General features: G+C 56.1%; 13 protein-coding genes and 1 pseudogene. 10 read left to right on the top strand and 4 right to left on the bottom strand.

Annotated elements, in window-relative coordinates:
• Positions 1-14 precede the first annotated feature (14 nt).
• Positions 15-827 (bottom strand): HAMP domain-containing protein, encoded by an 813-nt coding sequence (locus tag GNP00_RS10270; protein ID WP_166015973.1) that lies wholly within the window; start codon positions 825-827, stop codon positions 15-17.
• Positions 824-1597, bottom strand: coding sequence for a response regulator (locus GNP00_RS10265; RefSeq protein ID WP_157038104.1), 774 nt, complete (start codon positions 1595-1597; stop codon positions 824-826). Before GNP00_RS10265 ends, GNP00_RS10270 begins: the two co-directional genes overlap by 4 nt.
• Before the next feature lie 616 nt (positions 1598-2213).
• Here GNP00_RS10265 and GNP00_RS10260 point away from each other — a divergent pair.
• The 10 genes from GNP00_RS10260 to GNP00_RS10215 all read left to right on the top strand — a co-directional run bounded on the left by GNP00_RS10260 (position 2214) and on the right by GNP00_RS10215 (position 13837).
• Entirely contained in the window at positions 2214-3263 is a 1050-nt protein-coding gene (locus GNP00_RS10260; protein WP_011582222.1) for a hypothetical protein, read from the top strand.
• A 420-nt stretch (positions 3264-3683) separates the two neighbouring features.
• On the top strand, positions 3684-4682 hold the full coding sequence (locus GNP00_RS10255) for a hypothetical protein (RefSeq protein WP_166015971.1): 999 nt from the start codon (positions 3684-3686) through the stop codon (positions 4680-4682).
• Between the two features lie 97 nt (positions 4683-4779).
• On the top strand, positions 4780-6759 hold the full coding sequence (locus GNP00_RS10250; protein WP_011582220.1) for a PHB depolymerase family esterase: 1980 nt from the start codon (positions 4780-4782) through the stop codon (positions 6757-6759).
• Between the two features lie 87 nt (positions 6760-6846).
• Positions 6847-7149 (top strand): DUF1330 domain-containing protein, encoded by a 303-nt coding sequence (locus tag GNP00_RS10245; RefSeq protein WP_011582219.1) that lies wholly within the window; start codon positions 6847-6849, stop codon positions 7147-7149.
• Between the two features lie 121 nt (positions 7150-7270).
• On the top strand, positions 7271-8359 hold the full coding sequence (locus GNP00_RS10240) for a C4-dicarboxylate TRAP transporter substrate-binding protein (RefSeq protein WP_011582218.1): 1089 nt from the start codon (positions 7271-7273) through the stop codon (positions 8357-8359).
• Between the two features lie 62 nt (positions 8360-8421).
• A complete protein-coding gene (locus GNP00_RS10235) occupies positions 8422-8904 on the top strand; it encodes a TRAP transporter small permease subunit (protein WP_166015970.1) in 483 nt (160 codons plus the stop codon).
• An 11-nt stretch (positions 8905-8915) separates the two neighbouring features.
• Entirely contained in the window at positions 8916-10211 is a 1296-nt protein-coding gene (locus GNP00_RS10230; RefSeq protein ID WP_041544807.1) for a TRAP transporter large permease subunit, read from the top strand.
• A gap of 175 nt (positions 10212-10386) precedes the next feature.
• Entirely contained in the window at positions 10387-11250 is an 864-nt protein-coding gene (locus GNP00_RS10225; protein ID WP_011582215.1) for a fumarylacetoacetate hydrolase family protein, read from the top strand.
• A 753-nt stretch (positions 11251-12003) separates the two neighbouring features.
• Positions 12004-12555, top strand: a complete 552-nt coding sequence (locus GNP00_RS10220) for a cytochrome c (RefSeq protein WP_011582214.1) — start codon at positions 12004-12006, stop codon at positions 12553-12555.
• An 880-nt stretch (positions 12556-13435) separates the two neighbouring features.
• Positions 13436-13837, top strand: coding sequence for a DUF6152 family protein (locus GNP00_RS10215; protein ID WP_011582213.1), 402 nt, complete (start codon positions 13436-13438; stop codon positions 13835-13837).
• 258 nt (positions 13838-14095) lie between these two features.
• Here the strand turns inward: GNP00_RS10215 and GNP00_RS10210 are convergent, their stop codons facing one another.
• Both GNP00_RS10210 and GNP00_RS23145 read right to left on the bottom strand, forming a co-directional pair.
• A complete protein-coding gene (locus GNP00_RS10210) occupies positions 14096-14266 on the bottom strand; it encodes a hypothetical protein (RefSeq protein WP_157038102.1) in 171 nt (56 codons plus the stop codon).
• Positions 14267-14613: 347 nt separating this feature from the next.
• Positions 14614-14739: pseudogene (locus GNP00_RS23145) on the bottom strand (aldehyde dehydrogenase); the annotation flags it as partial.
• Between the last annotated feature and the right edge of the window lie 121 nt (positions 14740-14860).

The following is a 14860-nucleotide window of genomic DNA, read 5'->3' as shown; positions in this document are numbered from 1 at the left end:
CCTCAAATCATCTATCAGGCGACTGCGCAGGCGCTATCGGTCACCTTCTCCAATCTCAGGCGCAGCCGCGTCATCGGCGTCTGAAGATCGTGCGTGATTGACGCCAGGATACGAGTTTTTTCCTCAACGTTATCGCGCAACCGCTCCTGCATCGTGTTGAACGCACGGATGGCTTGCCTGACCTCCGTCGGCCCCTGTTCGGTAACCGGCGGACTGTCCAGATCTTCGGCGAGCACGCGCGCTGCTGTGGAGAGTTGCTGGAGCGGAGCGGAAACCATGCGCGAAACGAAGAATGTCAGAACGATCACTCCTACTCCGAGAATCGAGAGAAAGACCGCGTCCGGCGGCGACATTGCAAACGTGTCCGGGCGTGGGCTAAAAGTTGCAAGCTTCAACGTGGAGCCGTCTTTAAGCGTGGTGTAAACCATCCAGCACTTCGTGTTCGTGTGGAAGAGTCTGGAGGGTGCATAGGGTAAGCACGAAGGCGGATTGGCATTGAAAGCGCGTACTGGCCGACCGAGACGCTCGCTTGTCTCCGTTGAAAGCGCTGAATCCACTCCGGTTGTCACTTCAGTCCCGCGTGGGGGATGGAGGCCGGGGAACCCTTTCAGACGTATCTCTTCACGCACATGCGCCGGAGCGCGGTCAAGGAGTATGACATAATCCATGACGCGCTCGGCCACGCGATCAATATGGATGCGATCGAGGTCGGCCAGTCGCCGGATATTGGCCAGCCCCAAGGCAAGGCAGGCGGACAGGGCGACCCCAATCAGAAGGACAAGAAACACCTGGCCGCCGAGGGACCGTACATACTGTTTTGGACTCATTCGAACTCCACGGCCGCAGCGAGGACGTAGCCTCTGTTCCTGACCGTTGCGATCAGTGGAGCCTCGTCCGTGTCGGGGTGTAGTTTCTGCCGCAGGCGACAGATCTGCAGGTCTGCAAGGCGCTGCGCGTTGTAGTCATTTGCAGTCGCTGGTGTCGACAAAGTGAGGAGTTGCTCGCGTGTCAGCACTTCATTGGCGTTTTCAACGAAGTATTTTAGCAGGCTGAACTCGTTTCCCGAAAGGACTACGACACGGCCGGCCCGATCGACAAGGCAGCGATTTTCGAAATCCAGGGTCCAGCCACGGAACCTGGCACGTTTTGCTCGCCGGGCGTCCACCGGCTCAACAGCCGCGCCGGCTCGGCGCAGGACGCATCGGATGCGGGCGAGCAACTCACGGGGTTCGAAAGGCTTGGCGAGATAGTCGTCCGCGCCAACCTCAAGCCCGATAACACGATCGATCAGCGCACCCCGTGCCGTCAGCATGATAACTGGTATGTTGCTCTTCTGCCCATGGCGCCGGCAGAGGGACAGGCCGTCTTCGCCTGGCAGATTTACGTCCAGAATAATCAGGTCGATCGACTTTTTTGAGAGGTGATCGAACATTTCGACGCCATCTGCAGCGAGCTCAACTCTAAAACCCGCCTCAGCAAGTTGCTCTGCGACCAGAGTCCTGATGTCGTCATCGTCATCGACAATTAGAAGCCTCTTCCCTAAAGCCCGTTCGCCTGGATGTGCAAATTCTCGATCTAGGACAGCGCTTTGGCTCATCCTATAGCTCCTTCCTCGATCATTCGTGTCCATTGCGGCTCCTCCCGCTTGGGCGAGTATATGTCATGAAACTGACAAAGAGAAGCGTCGGGCCTGCCCGCGGTCTGCTGTGCGCGTAAAGAGTAGTGAAACAATTCGACACATTTCGAAAATGGCAAGCCACAAAGTTATACCACGAAATATATCAAATAGTATTTAGTAATATATAGATATGCGCCGAATATTGACAGTAAATGGATGGAAGAGTAGCCCGGCACAAAGTACTCCATGCGTAGGTCGTACAGGAGGGGCTTATGAGCCGGTTGCGTCCGTTCGGTCACCCCTTTCGACCGCGTTGTTTGTGGGGAGGCAGTCGCGCTGCTTGCGTCGACTGCAGGTGTCAATCGTTTCTTTGCAATATTCGATCGGGAGAATCCGGTCGAACTCCCTGGACCTTCAAAGTGACAGCAATGCGTCAATTCCCAGGGCGAAGTCGTCGCCAATGGGCGCCGGTCCCTCGGGGGGCGCCGGCCGGCCGCTTCTACTTTGGAGCCGCCAAGGCTGACCCATGCCGCGGTTAGCATGCCGCTGAAATTCAACAAAGTACAAACCGGACATAGCAGAGGAGGATTCCCGAATGATTTGGGTTACAAAAGATTGGCGGCGATTGGCCGTCATTATTGGAGTTCTGGCGGGGGCGATGTCCCTGCCCGCATTGGCCCAGGTCGTGAACTATCCGGAAGGCGGTCCGCGGCTGGTCGACTATTCGGAACTGCCGGACTGGAACGGTCTCTGGGAGCGTGGCGGCGATATCGTCTGGAACGATGCGGTTCCTCCAGGAGAGCAGCAGCATGCGCCATTCAACGAGGAATACATGGCGGCGCTACTTGAAGAGCGCGCGATGGCGGAGCGGCGTGCCTTGGAGGGGAGAGGACGTCAACGAAACGGCGGCCCAGGCCTCTACGGCTCCATGCCGGGCTTCATGGTCGCTTTGCGTCCACTTGAATTCCACATCAATCCCTATGCGACCTTGATTACGTCGGAAGGCGGGAACGTTCGCCGTATCTATACTGACGGTCGGGATCATCCCGAACACCCGTTGCCGAGCCCGATGGGCCACTCGGTCGGCCATTGGAAGGACGGCGTACTTTATGTCGATACCTGCTGCACGATGGAAGGCGCAAGGCTACCCGGCGGCGGAACCCATAGCGGCGCCATGCATGTCACGGAAAAGTTTTGGTCTCCGGAACCCGGGACCCTCAAGGTGGAGATCACCGTTGTCGATCCTGAGGCTTTTACCGCCCCCTGGACAACAGTAAAGACCTACTACCATCGCCCCGATTGGGAAGTCGTAGAGCTGCAAGGAGACGATGGCGCCGGCCGGGATTTCCCCGATGCCGCTCCTGGCGACAACTGGATCAAGCAGGCGGCGACGCCAACCCCGCTCAGCGAATTGGCCGAAAGCGCGTTCGACAAGGTTGAGATTACCGGGCCGGCATTGAAGGATGAGGAGCTTAACGCCGTTACTGCCCGCGCGGTCGGTAACACCGCGGCAGAAGCCATCGAAATCCTAGACGTTGTACGCTCCAATAACGCAATCAGGTGGAAGGGCAAGACACGCTCAAACACCTGGGAATGCGCTTCTGCTCTCGACGGTACCGGCGCGTTCTGCAGCGCGGGAGGCTAGGCAGCCAACTTACGGCAGCGAACTTATCACGCTGTCGAGGTGCGTCCCTGATGACGGGATGCACCTGCCTGTTCCGCGGCTAAGTTCTCGGAGATTAAGACTTGCAAAGAATGGAAATCTTTTGAAATAGAAAGTAAAAATAAGAAAATCTTACAAATAACCCGACGAAAATAGAATTTGATTTTGATATAATGGATCAGGGTTGTCGTTGACTTTTATTATATAGTAGGACTAGACATGAAGTGTCCAAGTATAGCCCGCGCAGTAAACTGGGAGGAGTTTGGGAGGCTGGTTGTCCTTGAGTGTTCATGGACTGCGATGGGGCGAATGCGCCTGCGCCGACAAGGCTGGTGACACGGCGCTCAGCATGTCGCTGGCATAAAAATGAGAACGGTTACGGATGAAAGGGGAGGATACCCGATGAAATTTATTGGAAATTGGCGGCTATCGGCTGTCGTTATCGGATTTCTGGCCGGGGCAATGTCCGTGCCCGCATCGGCCCAGGTCGTGAACTATCCGGAAGGCGGTCCGCGGCTTGTCGACTATTCGGAACTGCCGGACTGGAACGGCCTTTGGGAGCGTGGCGGCGATATCATCTGGAACGATGCGATTCCGCCCGGCGTGAAACAGCATGCGCCGTTCAATGAGGAATATATGCGGACCGTGTTCAAGCCGGCAGGCGGCGGTTTCCGATCGCTGCCCGGCATGATGATCGCGCTGCGGCCGCTGAAGTTTCATATCAATCCATATGCGGTCTTCATTACCAACGAAATGGGCCTTGTCCGGCGGATTTATACCGACGGCCGTGATCATCCCGAACACCCCCTGCCCAGCCCGATGGGGCATTCGATCGGACACTGGGAGGGCAATGTTCTAAAGGTTCACACCTGCTGTCTTATGGAAGGCCAGGATCTTCCCGGCGGCGGTAAGCAGAGCCCGACCATGGAGGTCGAAGAGCGGTTCTGGTCCCCTGAGCCAGGCACGCTGAAGGTTGAAATCAGCGTGACCGACCCGGTGCTCTTCACCGAGCCGTGGACGACGGAGAAAACCTACTACCACCGCCCCGAATGGGAAGTGGTCACGCTGCAAGGTGACGGTGGCGCCGGCCGGGACTTCCCGGAGGCTCAACCCGGAGAGAACTGGGTCACGGAAGCAAGTGCCCCGACGCCAGTCAGCAAGCTGACCGAAGGCGCATTCGATGACGTCGAGATTAGCGGCCCGGTATTGGCCGATGAGGACCTCAACGTCGTTACTGCCCGGGCCGTCGGAAACACCGCTCCAGAGACGGTCGAAATCCTCGATGTCGTGCGGCATGACAAATTCATCACGTGGAAGGGCAAAACCCGATCGGCCGTGTGGAACTGTGCGGCCGCTCTCGACGGAAGCGGAGCCTTTTGTGGAGGGGGAGCCCAACACTAATACCCGCTCCAAAAAAGCACTGATTACCTCATCGCATGAAATGGGGGCGCATCCAGATGGATGCGCACCCTTCACTCATCGGATGGAGAAGAACCGGATGTTGAAAAACGTGAATATAATTAAGGATTTCTACTTCGATCAACCGAGACGGGCCGCTTTAGCTGCAGCGCTTATTACGACGACCTTCCTAGGGTCCGGAGTGGCATACGCGCAGAGCCTCGAAACGAAGTCCGTTACGGTAGGCGGCCGAGAGCGCGTCTACTACTACTACGTACCTGATAATATCGATGACGATGGCTTCAATCCTGTTGTTTACGCGCTTCATGACAACGGCCAATCTGTGGAAGAATTCGCTGAGCAGTCTGGCTGGACCGATCTGGCGGACGAAAACGGCTTTGCTGTCGTCTTTCCCGCAGCCATGGGCGATGAGCATAAATGGGGGCTGAACGCAGCTGGCGAGGACGACTATCTGTATGCGGTCTCTCAGCATGCGGCACTAAACCTTCCACTGCCTGCCGCGGAAGGTGGACAAGCCCAGGGCGGCCGAGCCGGGCAGGGCGGCGGCGGAGCTGGACAAGCGCAGGGTGGCGGCAGGGCTGAACAGGCGCAACGCGGTGGAGCTGGACAGGCGCAACGCGGCGGCAGAGGCGGCCCGCCCACCGTTCCTACCTGGCAGCCTTTCCACTATCTGACCGGGGCGGGTGCTGGCGGCACGGTGGCCCAGGCGTTCGTCATGAATTATCCGGGCATCTATGCGTCCGTCGCTACTCTCGATGGAGCCGCCTATGGCCACGCATACCAATACGGTGATCAATCGGCCCAAGGCTACCTGCTCAATCAGCGTGGCGGCAAGAACCCCGCTGCGGTCTGGAAGCAGACAAAGGATGAAGTGCCGGTTGCCGCTTGGCTCTTTACCTCCGGAGAACCGACGGAACGTGAAGCGTCCCAAGAGGAATATTGGAAGGCGGCAAACAATGTAGCTGAGGCCGGCGAAAGCACCACTTTGGGGGGGCTTGAGACCACGGTTTATGCGGATCCCGAAAACCCGGCCAGTCAGCTGCTGACCACGGTGGTTGGCGCTGATGCGACCTATAACAGCGAAATCGCCTCCGCGATATGGGATAACCTCTTCTCTCGTACGGCGCGTTGGCCCACATCGGCCAATGGCGAATTGGGCGTCCTCATGCCGAAGGCCGAGGTCGAACAGGCATTCGACGTTAAATCAATTGATATCGGCGACCTGACCTACACCTATTATGTCCACGTTCCCTCGAACGTGGAATCGGGTGAAGGACTTCCGCTCCTTCTGTCTGCCCACGGCGCCCGCTTTCCGGCCTGGCAGTTCATAAGTCAGACTAATTTCCATGAGCTTGGGGAAAAAGAGGGTTTTGTTACCGTTTATTTGCAGGGGCAGGGCAACCGCTGGACGGTTGAAGACCCTAACGGGCCCGACGCCCAGTATGTCGCTGCCGTTATTGAGCAGGTCGCGGCGGACTACGGTATAGACAGGAGCCGCGTCTATATGCATGGCTTCTCGTTCGGCAGCGCTCTGACCTATATGATGAGCATTACCCGTCCGGATTTGTTTGCTGCGGTCGCGCCAACGAGCGGTATTGGACCGATGCCCGAAGCGGTTGTTGCCGCGGCAGCCGAACAATCCGATAAAGGCTTGCGCATTCCAATGATGATCGTCTACGGATCGTCGGACGGTGGCTCTTCGATGGATGGAATGATCCCCGCGCAAGGGGTGTTGCGTAATGCGATCGATGAGATGAAGGCATTTAACGGCATCAAGACCGAAGACAGAACCGAGCTTTACGATAGCCGCAATGGCGAACCCTACCAGATCCTAGTGCCCGGTGCGGATCTCATCCAGGAGGCTGTCGATGAGCGGTTCCCCGAGGGCCGGTTCCAGAACTACGCTTATTCGACTGACGACGGGCTCAACCTCCTCAGCTTCGTATGGGTGCTGGATATGCCTCACGGGCAAGCGCCAGGTCAGACCGATCTAATGTGGGACTTCCTCCAGCAGTGGCAGCGTAACCCCGATGGTTCGCTCAGATACTTAGGCGACTAGCCAATCATTGAACAACGTATGGACCGGCGGCCAACTGCCGCCGGTTCGAAAAGGCTCCAACTCACAAGGTAAAGAAAGCGAGAGAACATGCCCGTTTATTGGATAGGAAGGGCCAATGTCGTTGATGAAGAGCCGATGCAGGAGTACCATCGACTAACTGAACTTGCCTTGCAAAAATATCCCAACCGCACGACCTTGGTGCGCGGGGGAAAATTCAAGCTTATCGAGGGAGTATCGGAATTCAATCGCTTCGTTATTCATGAATATAGATCTATGGATGAGGCCCTTGAGTTCTATTACTCCGAAGAATACCAGCGAGCCGTCCCATTTAGAATGCTAGCAACCAAGGGTCAGAGCAATTTGATTCTGGTTGAAGGGCCAGGCAAGTAACGCAATCCAGGGAACAGTGGGCCAGCCAGCGTATTCATCGGCAAGCTGCAAGCTTTCGATGGATCGCGCGGCTGTTCACGACATCGGAACTCAAGAAAAAACCGCTAGGGAGGAAAAGCATATGAAAAAGAGCAAGCTGAGCAGTCGAGTGGCCTTTCTTGCCGCTACTGCATTGATGGCGCTCTCCACGAGCAGTCACGCAGAAACGTTTACCCTCACATTCGCCTCGGGATTCCCTCCGGTAATTCCGTCGACTGCCACCATCATCAACACGTTCCTGCCTGGTGTGAACGCCGAACTTGAAGCGATGGGTAGCGAACATCGTGTGGAGTGGAATGTTGCCGCCGCCGGATCTTTGGCAGGCTTGCCGGCAATTCTCGACGTAACCCGCGACGGAATCGCCGATGTCGCCGAACTGGGCGCAATCTTCGAACCCAACCGTCTGCCCCTGACCAATGTCGGCTATGTAACTCCTTTCACGACGACAGATCTTCGCGTCGCTACCCTGGCGGTCGACAGCATGATCAAGTCAATGCCCGCGCTGCAAGAGGAATGGGCCCAGCACGGCCTAGTTTATCTGACCGGCTTTGCGATCGACAACTACGTGCTGATGTCCAAGGAACCGATCGAAACTGTCGACGCCCTTAATGGCCAAAAAGTCGGTGTTGCCGGCATCAACACCAACTGGCTCGACGGAACCGGCGCGGTTGGCGTCATCACCTCATTCGGCACGGCCTACAACGATCTCCAGACAGGCGTTTTCACATCTACGATCGTCCCATTCCTCGGCGGCGCAAGCATCAACCTCCAAGAAGTTGCACCTTACGCGATGAAGGTCGAGTTTGGCTCAATGTTCCAAGGTGGCCTGGTTGTCAGCCAATCGCGCTGGGATACCCTCCCGGAGGAGGTCAAAACCGCCATGAAAAAATCCGCGGACAAGTTCCAGCAGCGATACCTCGAGGTGATGGACACGGCGGTCGATGCTGCGGAGAAGAAGTATGTAGCGGGTGGCGGCAAAATTGTCGAATTCCCTGAAGCCGAACGCGTGAAGTGGGCCACCAAGCTGGAAGATTTGGCCGCAAATTGGGCTGCGCCGCTCGAGGAACGCGGACTTGCGGCCAGGGATGTACTCGGCTCGTTCATGGACTATCAGCGCGCCAATAACGATAAGGTTCTGGTGAATTGGGACCAGGTTGGCTTCGACCAATGAGGGGTGTTTCGGCCCCGAGCTTGAGCCGCGTTCGAGAAGCTCTCGAAAGCGGCTTCGGCGGGTTGGTTTCGTTTCTCAACGCGATTGGTACGATTCTTATTATCGCAATGATCGCCTTGATGGTTGGCGATGTCCTCGGCCGACTGCTGTTCAACAGTCCGATCGATGGCACGAACGAGATGGTAGAACTATCCATCGTGGCGATCTTGTTCCTTCAGGTCGGTTATGCCTTGCGTCAGAACAGTATCGCTCGATCCGACCTGCTCGAGCGGATCCTGCTCAGGCGGTGTTCGTGGATTGTGCCCTACCTGAACTTGATTTTTGCTGCGATGGGCTGCTTTGCGTTCGGTGTGCTCTTCTGGGCCGTTTGGCCGGTTCTGGTCCGCGATTTCGCCACTAATACGATGGTGGGTGTTCCCGGCGTCTTTTCATTCCCAAAGTGGCCGACCCGGCTCGTTGTATTGATCGGGGCCGGCGTTGTGGTGCTCCAGTTCCTCTTTTCGTTGCTTGAGAATGCACGCGCAGTGCGGCGGGGAAAGTCGTAAGCGGTTTTGAAATAGGTCTATCCTCTGTTGGGTTATTGATATTATTGGTCTACGCTGGCTTGCATGTGCCTGTAGCCTTTATTCTGGTTTCCTTTTTCGGCGTTTTTCTCGTTCGCGGCAGTTTCGACGTTGCCGCTAACTCGCTGGTGATCGCCGCGACGGATTCAATATCGAGCTACACCTTTGCAACGGTCCCGGTCTTCGTGTTCATGGGATTGCTGGTTGTTCTCGCCGGAATGGGACGCTCTACATTTGATGTCGCCGCCCATGCCACTAGGCGTCTTCCGGGCGGCCTCGCCATCGGTTCAGTCGGTGCGAACGCGATTTTTGCGGCTACCATCGGTGTGGGTATCGCGGCGGCTGCAATCTTTTCCAAACTCGCGATTCCGGAGATGCAGCGATACGGCTATTCGCTCCGGCGATCTGCAGGCGTGGTCGCAGCGGCATCCCTTCTGGGCCCGCTCATTCCGCCCAGTCTGTTACTGATCCTTTTCGGCGTGATGACGTTCACCTCGATAGGGTCACTCTTTCTCGCCGCAGTAATTCCAGGGTTGTTGCTTGCTGCCGCCTATGTGCTGTTCATTGTGCTAGAGGCGCGCTTCCGGCCGGCCATCTATGGGGGCACGGATGCGGATCGTCCCTGCGGGCCTGCCATGACCTGGCGCGAGATCATCCTCAAGATCGGACCCATCACTGTCCTCGTATTTCTAATCTTCGGTGGCCTTTATGGTGGCATTTTCACAGCGAACGAGGCCGGCGCGATGGGTGCATTCGGCGCACTTCTGTTCGCGCTTTTCAAGGTTAGAAACCCGAAAACCTACTGGCGTCTGCTGACCGAAACCGGCCAGGTCACCGCATCTATTCTGCTGCTGGTGATTGGTGCCAGTATTTATACCCGTATGCTGGCTCTCACGGGCGTTCCTGCAGCTCTTGTAGGTCTCTTCTCCGACCTCGGCCTGGGTGTCGTCGGAACGCTGGTCATCTACGTGACCATAATCCTTCTGCTCGGTACTCTTATTGACTCCGCGTCCATCATTCTTCTCGTGGTTCCGCTGATGTATCCTATCTTTCAGTCCATGAACGTGGACCCGATCTGGCTGGGAATAATAACCGTCATGAGCGTCGAAGTCGGTCTTCTGACACCACCTTTCGGCATGGCCGCCTTCGTCGTTAAAGCCACTTCGGAGCAGAAAGAACTGAAGGTCGAGGACGTATATTGGGGAGCCGCACCATTTGCGATCATCACGATTGGCGTGGTCGGTCTTTTGATCCTGTTTCCTCAGCTAACGACTGTTCTGTTAAGGTAGCAAAGGGAAAGAAGCATTCGAATTGGGTTCTCTACTTGATCGCTCCGGACGGCAAGCCACCAGCCCTCGCTAGCGGGGGTGACGGCCGAAGTCCCGGCATCTTGAACCTCCGGCACAGGTGGTGGATTCCAACCGCGGCGTACAAGCAGCAAAGCGCGATAACTAGGAGCGACTGATGAAGTTGGCTTTGTTCACCCACGGCGGTGTAAGGCGTATCGGGCTGGTCGAGCGCGGGGAAGTTGTCGACCTGCTAAGCGGCAATCCGCGTCTGCCGAACGATATGGTGGCCATTCTGGAAGGTGGGGCTGAAACTCTGGAAGCAGTCCGCTTGGCCGCAGGTCGCGCCAATCGGCTTGCCCTTAACGAGGTTCAACTGAATGCGCCGATTACAAGGCCGCGAAAATTCCTCGGGCTTGGCCTGAGTTTCAAATCCAGCGCCGATGAGTTCCGCGCGAAGGGTGTTGCTATCCCCGAACATCAGGTCTGGTTTAACAAGCAGGTCACCGCGATTAATGGCCCCTATGACCCCGTCCATATGCCGCGCGTCTCATCGGAACTCGATTATGAGGGAGAATTGGCTCTCGTGATCGGCAAGCGGATACGTCATGCGAGGACGTCAGACGCGGAAAAAATTATTGCCGGGTTCTTGGTCTGCAATGATTTCAGTGTTCGCGACTGGCAACGCCGCTCACCCACGGCCACGCTGGGCAAATCTTTTGACACGCACGGTCCGATCGGCCCGTGGCTGACAACCTTCGACGAAGTCGATCCGAGCAGCCTGCGGATACGGACCTGGGTGGATGGCGAGCTGCGGCAAGACGGCAATACCGATGACCTGCTCTATACGTTTGGTGAAATGATCGCGGAACTCTCCACTGCTTTCACGCTCGAACCGGGTGACATACTGGCGACCGGCAGTCCTACAGGTGCCGGGCAATATATGCGTCCACCGACTTATCTGAAGACCGGGCAAACAGTACGAGTGGAAATCGAGGGGCTTGGGCACATCGAAAATATGATCGTGGATGAGCCAGGCTGATGTAGACTCAGGCAAAGCCGGTAACCACTCTTAATCCAGTTTTGAATGTGTCCTGGAAAGGGGTGGCGATCAGCTATCTTGTCGGTTTCCGCAGCCGCCAACGCATTGCTGATTTCGTTCAGCTTCGCTGCGGTCGTAACAGGCCAATCGGCCCCATGACTATTCAAAACCATCCAAGGGCACCCGGTTCGCCTTGAAGTATGGTTGTGACCATGAAGAAGGACCACGCTGGTACACAAGCGACAGGCAGCGGCCTATCATCGCTGGTGCCGCTTTCACTATTGCACTAACAATCAAAATGGCTGGCCGCGAGGCCGATCACATAAGTGCCCCATTACGCAACGCTTAAAAATCCAAACTCGTGATGTTGCTATCGCCGTGATCAAATTCAGTGAGTGATGGTTTGAACCATCCGACACGGCGCTCCCGAAATCACTCCCATTCCCGATCACCTTTCTCGGCTGGTACTTCCGAAAGCGCGACGATCAGGGGCAGTCCGTGGTGCAAAATATTTTGAAAAAAACGCTATACAACTCTAAATAATTTTTCACTTCACATCGCAGTATTAGTTTTGTTCTATAGGGCAAAACCGATTGTATTTCGTTCGATGCGAATTGGGGCGGATCGAATATAACTGCATGCAAGATCTATCGCTAATTATGTTTGGAACTTTGCATCAGTAAGCCTCTTCACTGACCACGATAACTCTCGCGCAACTTGACCGATGTAGCGGCCTCTTAGGAAACATATACGATGAAACTGAATCTAGCGATTGTATGTGGGGCAGTGCTCGCTTTGGCTATTGGCTCCGCCGTATCGCAAGCTACTGTATCGAAGTTGCAAATGACGGCACTCACCAGCCCTGAGGATGCGGTTTCCGCTCGGCGCCTTCTCATGACAACCATCGGAAACAATAACGATATCCTACATGATACCTTTGACGGATACTTTGAATACAGCGACCGCGAAGTGCGTGGCCGGCTTGATGCGATTTCGACTATGCTTTTGACGTTTCCTCATCTTTATCGCGGCGAGCCCGACGTTTGGACGCCAGAAATTGAAGCGACGGATCCCGCGAGGGCTTCACACTCACTTCCGTTGATTTGGGAAGACTGGGACGGCTTCTATGCCATGGCGACGGCTGCGGCCGAGACCGCTTTTGAAGCAAGTATGACAACCGACAGGGAAAAGCAGCGGATCTTGATCGAGGACCTCGAGGTTCAATGCGAGTCCTGCCACGCGACTTACCGTCGCGAATTGCCAAGTGTAGACTTCGACGAATTGATTGGTCCGGCTAATCCATAAGCCTGTAAGGCTGTCGCTCCTTGAGGTTGCATTTGTTAGCGCGTGCGGGGAGCGTCGACACATCGTCCGTCTGCTCATTACAGCTTGGGCGTGCTGCCTGTCGCTAAGCGGGTTCGGCCGCCCAGCGAAAGCCTTTCGCGGCCGGGATCGATTATCATTCTCCTCTGATCCAGGCTCAGCAATCGAGGCCTTTGGCCAAAAAATCGCGCTCGAACTAGCTGGCCAATCTTGCGTGCAGCTTTGTCACTCGGCTTGCCTGGTTGGCCTGCGCATCAGAGCCCTTTTCGTTGAAAAAAGCCAACTTCTTGACGGCCGGTCGCTTCCATTGCGTGATTTGGTTCAGGTTGAGCTAATGCTCGCCGCCAGTTTTCGAAATCGTCCGTTCGCCGCGGATCACCTCAAGCGCAGTCTTGGTTTTGGCCTCGGCCGAAAAGGTCGGCGTGTCTGATGCTGGATCGTCCTTTTCATCGGGCGATCTCCTTATGCCGCTGTCTCAGAACCAGGCGCCACTCTTTGGGAAAGCGCGTCATGTGACGATGAAGCAGGTTTGCCCCATAGCGGTCGCCGTGAATAGGCGCGTTCGGCTTAATGGGCTGGACTTGCTTGCACCTACCTTGATGTGGTCCATTTAACAGTCACATAGCCCGCGTTGCTTTCGACGACCACAAGCGATCGGCGCCACCCTGCCGCAATGCAATGAAATGTAATGAAACGAAAATAGGAATTTCGAAATAGTAACAAGTATATTGATAGATATATTGATAGACAGATATCGTTATACAAATTTATTCATGTCTAACTATGTTGACATCTTATTTTGGTAAATATAGTTATCAGCATAGAATCTATCAACAATTACAAACTGTTTTGAGGAGGAGTTATGAGCGTTCTTGTTCGGTGGCGGTCCCTGGCAATATCTGCATCTCTAGCGGGAACGGTTGCTCTAGCCGCATCGTCCGTAAATGCGCATCATTCGTTCGCCATGTTCGACCAGGCAAACCCAGTTGAACTCAAAGGCGTCGTGAAGTCGTGGGAATTCGTAAACCCGCATAGCTGGCTCGTAATGACAGTGCAGCGTGAGGGCCAAGCGGTGGATTTCGCTATTGAAGGCTCCAGCGTGAACACGTTGGTTCGCCAAGGCTTTCACAACGAGAGTTTTATGCCGGGTGAGGAAGTGACCGTAGTGCTTAGTCCTTTGAGGGACGGACGGCGAGGCGGTGCGTTCGTCCGGGCCACGAAGGCCGACGGCACTACTCTGAGCATGTCACCGACGCCGAATTGATCGTCTGAATAGGCAGCGAATAGTTCGATAGGCGCTTAGGGGGAGGCACCTGATCCTCGCACTGAATGGGGTGCCGGTTTCTGAGGCGGGGCATAAGATGGATCGCCCGATGAGAAGGGCGATCCGGGGTGCGGACACGCAGGCTGTTTTCAGCATAGTTCGAGGCCGAGTTGCGCTTAAGGCGATCCGCGGCGAACTGGTCACAGTCTCGCGGGCGTGGTTCTAAGGGCTGGCGGCTGGCAGGAGCCCAGAGACCCTTCAACTGACGCGCGTCATCTTCGGCGTGATTGCTTTCAGGCTGATCGGCGGTGACGCAAAAGTCACCTCCGCATTGCAGGGGATCAGCAGCGGCACGCTATAGCAATCCCCGAACACATCGGAGTAGGGCTTCGGGATAAGGACCTCGTCGTCCGGACCGAGGCCACCCATGAAGGCGTCGAACAGGAGCTGCTTGGCGAATGGATGCTCCTGATTTCATCCAGCGCATAGTCTGCCATTCTCGCAGCAAAATTCCCGCAGTCGACTTCTTCAGCTCCGGTGTTTCATCGAGCGCGATGTGGTGCGTCTCGTTTCGCTCGATGGCGCTTTAGCCGCTTCCGCGACACGGTTCGGCGTGTCAAAGTCTCGGCTCGCCCATTCCAAGGATAACCGCCGGCGGACCCCCCGTTGCACAGCCGCTGCGTTGGCGAGAATAGCAGGATTTTGCAAATTCCGATTCCGGGCGAAGCGGAAGCGCGCCGGATGTCCGCTCCCTCGGTGAGCTCTATCTTCATGTGCTAGGCGATGTCGAAGGACACGCCCTGGGCGAGCGGCAGAGCGGTGGAGTAATTCACCGTATTCGTCGCCCGGCGCATGTAAGCCTTCCACGAGTCGGAGCCGGATTCGCGGCCGCCGCCGATTTCTGTGCCCGAAGTGTGCCAATGGCGGCCGGCCGGTCCTCTTCGATCTTCATGCTCGACATGCGAGGCCAAGCGTGGCCTTATCGCCGCCGCTGGGGACCGATGAGCACACGCGTTGCTGAAA

It is taken from the genome of Chelativorans multitrophicus (assembly GCF_011317445.1).
Classification (GTDB): domain Bacteria; phylum Pseudomonadota; class Alphaproteobacteria; order Rhizobiales; family Rhizobiaceae; genus Chelativorans; species Chelativorans multitrophicus.
This window is presented reverse-complemented; position numbering and strand designations above follow the sequence as displayed.